The sequence below is a fragment of the Acidobacteriota bacterium genome (genome assembly GCA_012517875.1).
In the GTDB taxonomy this organism is placed as follows: Bacteria; Acidobacteriota; JAAYUB01; order JAAYUB01; family JAAYUB01; genus JAAYUB01.
This window is the reverse complement of sequence record JAAYUB010000180.1, coordinates 1-6,516: the sequence shown is the minus strand read 5'-3', so window position 1 is coordinate 6,516 and position 6,516 is coordinate 1. Positions and strand designations below refer to the sequence as shown.

Below are 6,516 nucleotides of genomic sequence, written 5' to 3'. Positions count from 1 at the left end.
GCCATCACCACCATGCCGGCCACCAGGCCCAGCAGGCTGTCGTGCCCCCGGCCGTAGGCGCGGCTCGTGGGCAGCAACTCGTCCAGGCTGATGTAGACCATGATACCGGCCACACCGCCGAACAGGATGCCCATCAATTCAGGCGGGACCGCGCCGGCCGGGCCGCCCACGACGAGCCGAAGGACCAGGTAGGCGATGACCGCCCCCACCGGCTCGGCCACGCCGCTGGCAAAGGAATAGAAGAAAGCTTTCCGCCGGTTGCCGGTGGCGTAGAAGATGGGCACCGAGACGCTGATCCCCTCGGGGATATTGTGCAGCGCCACCGCCACGGCGATGGCCACGCCAAGACTCGGGTTTTGCAGCGCCGCCAGGAAGGTGGCCAGGCCCTCCGGGAAGTTGTGGATGCCGATGGCGATGGCGGTGAACAGGCCCATCCGCAGAAGCTTGTGGTGGTGGTTGGCCGATCTGGCGGTCCCGGTTTGCGCCGGTGGCGCGACCGCTGCCGGCGATTCCGGCCGGGGCGCGGCGGGATCATGCAGCGGACGAGTCTCCGCCTCGGACGGAGTTTCGTGGGGGTTTTCGGCGGCTGGGATCAGGTTGTCGATGAGGCCGATGAGCAGCATGCCGCCGAAGAATGATCCCGCATTCACCCAGTGGCCCCAGTAGTCGCCGTAGCGCGCCACCAGCGCCTCGGTCCCCTTCAGGAAGATCTCCACGAACGCGACATAGAGCATCACGCCCGCCGAGAAGCCCGTGGCCACCGACAGGAACCGGTAGTCGGTCCGCCGGGCGGTGAAGGCGATGATGCTGCCGATGCCGGTGGCCATCCCCGCGAACAGGGTCAATCCAAACGCGATCCAAACGGCTTCGGTCATCATCCTGGTCCACAAATCCGGGGTTCTGATTTCGGAGGGTGATTATATCACCGATCGAATCCGGCCCCGAATCTCAACCGCGCGGCTCTGCATTCGGGTCCTGGTCGGCTCTGTGTGCGACACCATGGCCGCCTGCCGGATCTCGAGTGGGCGGTTCCGACCGCTCCGGGCGCGCCCGGCGGCTACGCCGCATCTGCAGGCGGACCAGGAGCCCCGTGGCAATCCCGATGGCCGCGGCCACTGCCACTCCGGCGATGGGACGGCACAGGCCGTGGCCGATCCCCGCCCCGATCAGTCCGCCGACCGCCAGGGCGGCCAGCACCGTCAGCGCGATTCTGCAATTTCACGCCGCTCCATCTTCTCTCTGTCTCTTCCAAACGCTGATCGTTCCACTTACTCTGACCGTTCTCCAGATTGCAGCCGGTTGATCCTCAGTTGTTCTTTGTGTTCGCTCTGCCGTGGTGGCGATACGGGATCCGCCCCAGCTCGTGGCGCAGGGCCGACTCGAGGTCCGGGAAGCGGAACACGTAGCCAGCGGCGAGCAGCCGCCCCGGCAACGCGCGCTGGCCGGACAGCATCAGCGCGTCGGCCAGCTCGCCGAACGCCAGCCGCAGCGCTGCCGCCGGCACGGGGAGCACCGCCGGACGGCGGAGCACCGTCGCGAGCGTCCGGGTGAAATCGGCGTTGGTCACCGGCGTCGGCGCGGTTACGTTCACGGGTCCGATCACATCCGGGTCCATCAGGGCGTGGTGGATCGCGCCCACGACGTCGTCGCGGGCGATCCAGCTCATGTACTGTCGGCCGCTCCCCAGGCGCCCGCCCAACCCTAGCCGGAACGGCGTCAGCAGCCGCGCCAACAGTCCGCCGGCGGCGCCGAGGACCACACCGAACCGCAGGTTCACCGCCCGGATCCCCGCCGCGGCCGCTGCCGCCGCGGCCGCCTCCCAGTCATGCACCACACTCGCGAGGAAGTCCTTGGCTGCCGCCCCGGACTCGTCCACCGCCGCGTCCCCCGTGTCACCGTAAATTCCCACGGCCGACGCACAGAGGAAGGCGGCCGGGGGCATCGGCATGGCGGCCAGTACCTCGGCCAGGCGGGCGGTGGGGCCCGTGCGGCTGGCGCGGATTCGTTCCCGGCGCGCCGCCGTCCAACGGCCGGCGGCGATGGACTCGCCGGCCAAATGGACCACGGCGTCGACGCCCGCGAGGTCCTCAGGGCGGAGCCGCTCGTACCCGGTGCCGGCCGCGATCACGCCCGGCGCCGGATGGCGGCCCAGCCGCACCACCTCATGGCCGCCGGCGGTGAGAAACGCCGTCAGCGCAGATCCGACGAATCCGTTCGCACCTGAGACGGCGATGCGCCGCGGGCTGCGGTCGCGCCACCGCCAGTGCGCCGCCAGGTCGGCCGCAAGCACGGCGTGGCGGTGGGCGAAGGTGCGCGCCAGGCGCCGGCGCACCGCGCCCCCACCCAACACGCGGCCCACCGCCCCGAGGGGCAGGGCGTATTCGATGGAGTCGGTGTGTTTCACCGCCGCCGGTCCGTCGGGCTCGAAGCGGTGGGTGTGCGCCCAGCAGGCGAACGGCCCACGGCGCTGCACATCACGGAATTCGCGGCCGGCCGCGTAGCCCTCGTGCACCGCTTCCCACTCGACCTGCAGCGGCCCGGCGCCGAGGGCAAGCACCACCCGGTCGCCGTCGTGGATGCTGCCCGCACGCTCCCGCACCGCCACCCGATCCCAGGGCGGGGTGAGACGCTCCAGGGCACCGGGGCGCTCGTGCCAGGCAAAGGCGAATTCGGCGGGCACCTCGATCCGGCTGCTGTGCACAAACCTGTCGGTCCTCATGGCCGATCCTCTTGCGATCGTGGCTATTGATTTCCGTTCGGATCTCTAGGATAGGCAAGGACGGGTGGGGTTGCAAGCGATTCCAGGGCACCTGGCGGCCAGGCGGCCGCGAGTTCTCGCGGCATGATCGTGGCATATCCGGCGGCGGGACGGGACCGGCCAGCGGCAGGGTGCCGGGAATGCCGTATGCTGGGTGCAGATGCGATCGCGATCCGGCTGATCCTGCCGCGGCCGAACTCGCGCACGGGGTGCGCGCGGTACTTTCAAGCTAGATATCCAGGTTCCGGGCCATCAGGGCGTTGGTCTCGATGAAGGAGCGACGCTGCTCCACGTTGTCGCCCATGAGCACCGAGAAGATCTCGTCGGTCTCGATGGCATCCTCGATGTTCACCTTCAGCAGCGTGCGCGTCTCCGGGTTCATGGTGGTTTCCCAGAGTTGCTCCGGGTTCATCTCCCCCAGCCCCTTGTAGCGCTGAATGGCCACGTCCTTCTTGCCGAACTCCAGCACCCGGTGGAACAGCTCGGCCTTCCCCGTCACCTCGACCCGCTGGTCTTTGACCTGGATGACGAACGGCGGCTTGTCCAGCGGCAGGATCTTGTGAAACAGCTTGAACAGCCGGTGGAACTCGGCCGTGGTCAGCTCCTCCCAATGCAGGTCCAGTTCGGTGTGCTTGCCGTTGGCGATGCGCAGGTTGAATACGCTGTGCTCGGGATCGCGGATGATCTCCACCCGATAGCCCTTCTCCAGCAGGTCCGTCGCCAGGGCGTGGATGAACGGCTCCTGTCCGAACAGCGTCTTGATCTTCAGGTTGGAGAAACCCGGCTCCAGGTACTTCGACAGGAACTCCATGCCATAGCGGATCAGGTCCGGGTCCTTCAGGCGCCGCTTGAAGCGCTGCTTGATGCCGAGGTACTCGTCCACCTGGGTCAGGAACTGGGACAGCGCCCCGCCGGTGAGCGTTTTAGCCTGGCTACCGTTGCCCACGGTAATGGTGACCATGTCGACGGCCCGCTTGAGCAGGTAGCGGGCCATCTCGGCCTCATCCAGGATATAGCGCTCGTCCTTGCCCGACTTGACGCGGAACAGGGGCGGCTGAGCGATGTAGACGTGATGCCGGTCGATCAGATCGGTCATCTGGCGGTAGAAGAAGGTGAGCAGCAGCGTGCGGATGTGGGAGCCGTCGACATCGGCGTCGGTCATGATGATGATCCGGTTGTAGCGCAGCCGGGCCAGCTCGAAGTCCTCCTTGCCGATCCCCGTGCCCAGGGCCGAGATCATCGTGGAGATTTCCTGGTTCTCCAGCATCTTGTCAAAGCGGGCCTTCTCCACGTTCAGGATCTTCCCCTTGATGGGGAGGATCGCCTGAAAGCGCCGGTCGCGGCCCTGCTTGGCCGAGCCGCCGGCCGAGTCGCCCTCAACGATGAAGATCTCGCACTGGGCCGGGTCCTTCTCCTGGCAGTCAGCCAGCTTGCCCGGCAGGCTGAGGCCCTCCAGGGCGTTTTTGCGCCGGGTCAGGTCGCGGGCCTTCCGGGCGGCGTCGCGGGCCATGGCCGCCTCGACCGTCTTCTTGACGATGCTTCGGGCCACGTCGGGATGCTGCTCGAAGTGGATCATCAGCTTTTCGTTGATCACCGACTCCACGAGACCCTTGATCTCGCTGTTGCCCAGCTTCATCTTTGTCTGGCCTTCGAACTGCGGGCTGGCGAGGCGGACGCTCACGATGGCCACCAGCCCCTCGCGGACGTCGTCGCCGGTGAGGTTGCGCTTGATTGCCTTGAGAAAGCCTTCCCGCTCGGCATAGGTGTTGATGGTCCGGGTGAGTCCGGCGCGAAAGCCGCTCAGGTGGGTACCCCCCTCGTGGGTGTTGATGTTGTTGGCGAAGGTGAGCATCGTCTCGACGTAGGTATCGTTGTACTGGATGGCGATCTCCACCTCGGTGCCATCGGCCTGCTCGGCGATGTAGATGGGCTTGGGGTGGAGCACCTGCTTGTTCTTGTTCAGGTAGTCGACGAAGGAGTTGAGGCCGCCCTTGTAGTAGAACTCGTGGGTCTTGTCCTCGCGCTCATCCTCGATGATGATCTTGAGGCCGCGGTTGAGGAAGGCCAGCTCGCGGAGGCGCTGGGAGAGCGCGTCGAAGTTGAAGTTGATCTCCTCGAAGATGGTCTCGTCCGGCTTGAACCGCACCTTGGTGCCCGTGCGGTTGGTCACACCCACTTCGGCGAACTCGGTCTTCGGATCGCCCTGTTCGTAGTACTGCTGATACACCTTGCCCTGGCGCCAGATCTCCAGCTCCATCCACTCGGACAGCGCGTTCACCACCGAGGCGCCCACGCCGTGCAGCCCGCCGCTGACCTTGTAGGCGGTGTTGTGGAACTTGCCGCCGGCGTGCAGGGTGGTCATGACGATCTCGGCCGCCGATTTGCCCTTCTCGTGCATGTCCACGGGGATGCCGCGGCCGTTGTCCTCGACGGTGACCGTGTTGTCGAGGTGGATGGTCACCTTGATCTCGGTGCAGTAGCCGGCCATGGCCTCGTCCACCGAGTTGTCCACGAGCTCGTAGACCAGGTGGTGCAGCCCCTCGAGGCCGGTGGTGCCGATGTACATGCCGGGGCGCAGGCGGACCGCCTGCAGGCCCTCGAGCACCTCGATGCTTTCGGCGGTGTAGCTGTCCGCGCCGTTGCCGTTACGAGCCGCCGCCTGGTTTTTTTCGTCGTTGGCCATAGAGAAATTGCCTTGTCCAAATCACAAATTTAAACGGAGGATTATACCACGGCGGCGGCCTGAAAACGAAGCGGAAAATCGCCGAAACTGTAATTGTAACTTGTTGAAAATTTAAGTTTTACGGACCCCACCCGCTTCGATCTGAAAAACCTCGCAGGCGGGAAGCATGGCGGTGAAAATTTCCGGCTTCGAGGAGGGGAGGAAGATCTGGGTTTTGGCGTCGAGTTGGCTCAGCAGTACCCGCAGGCGCTCGAGGTCGAGCTCCATATCCACATCGTCGATCATGACCACCGGGAAGAAGCCCCGCCGCTCCCGGTACAGGTCCATCACCTGGAGGTAGACGCTGAGGAGCACGCTGCGCTTCTGCCCGGAGGAAGCGTACCGGCGGACGTTGCGCCCGTCGAGGTGGAAGTCGAACCGGTCGAGATGGGGGCCGTACAGGCTCCGGCCCGCCTGCAGCGCCCGCTCCCGGTGCAGCGCCAGGTGGGCGACGGCCGCCTCCTCGTCGGCCAGCAGTTCGGCCGCGAGCGACGGCGCGTAGCGCACCGCCACCGCCGCCGTCGAGAAGCGGTCGCGCAGGTCGGCCGCCCCGAGCTCCGCGAGAAAGCTCTCGCGGTGGTGGACGAGCGCCCGCGCGGTCTGCACGAGCTTGCGGTCCCACGGCTCCAGGACCGCGGCGGCGGCGGCACCCGGGCGCAGCAATGCGTTCCGGTGACGCACCACGCGCCGGTAGGCGGCCAGGCGGTGCAGGTATTCGGGGCGGAACAGGACCAGCAGGCCGTCGAAGAACCGGCGGCGCGCGTCAGGCCCCTCCGTGATCACCCGCAGGTGGGAGGCGGTGATGCAGAGGATGGCGGCGGTGTCGAGAAAATCGGTGACGTCGGCCGCCTTCTCGTCGAGGCGGAGCTCCTTGCCCGCCGGCCCCACCCGCACGTCCAGCACCCGCGGCAGCGGCGCCCGCGCCACCCGGCAGCGGAGTTGGAACTCCCCCTCGCCGTGGCGGACGCACTCCTCCAGGCGGTGGGTCCGGAACGACTTGGTGTAACAGGCGCAGTAGACCGCCTCGAGCAGGCTG

At 66.8% G+C, this 6,516-nt stretch carries 4 protein-coding genes; all 4 read right to left on the bottom strand.

Annotated features, from left to right (window positions below):
• Positions 1-878, bottom strand: an 878-nt coding sequence (zupT, locus tag GX414_16930; protein ID NLI48788.1) for a zinc transporter ZupT, incomplete at its 3' end; no start/stop codon positions are given.
• A 428-nt stretch (positions 879-1,306) separates the two neighbouring features.
• A complete protein-coding gene (locus GX414_16925) occupies positions 1,307-2,719 on the bottom strand; it encodes a TIGR01777 family protein (protein ID NLI48787.1) in 1,413 nt (470 codons plus the stop codon).
• Positions 2,720-2,987: 268 nt separating this feature from the next.
• Positions 2,988-5,441: a DNA topoisomerase (ATP-hydrolyzing) subunit B gene (gyrB, locus tag GX414_16920; protein NLI48786.1), complete on the bottom strand. Its 2,454-nt coding sequence runs from the start codon at positions 5,439-5,441 to the stop codon at positions 2,988-2,990.
• 111 nt (positions 5,442-5,552) lie between these two features.
• Positions 5,553-6,516 (bottom strand): DNA replication and repair protein RecF (gene recF / locus GX414_16915; protein NLI48785.1); only part of this gene is annotated, 964 nt, incomplete at its 5' end.

Bases quoted from the DNA above. Each gene is read 5' to 3' on its own strand.
- gyrB (NLI48786.1), bottom strand. From the start codon at position 5,441: ATGGCCAACGACGAAAAAAACCAGGCGGCGGCTCGTAACGGCAACGGC.
- GX414_16925 (NLI48787.1), bottom strand. From the start codon at position 2,719: ATGAGGACCGACAGGTTTGTGCACAGCAGCCGGATCGAGGTGCCCGCC.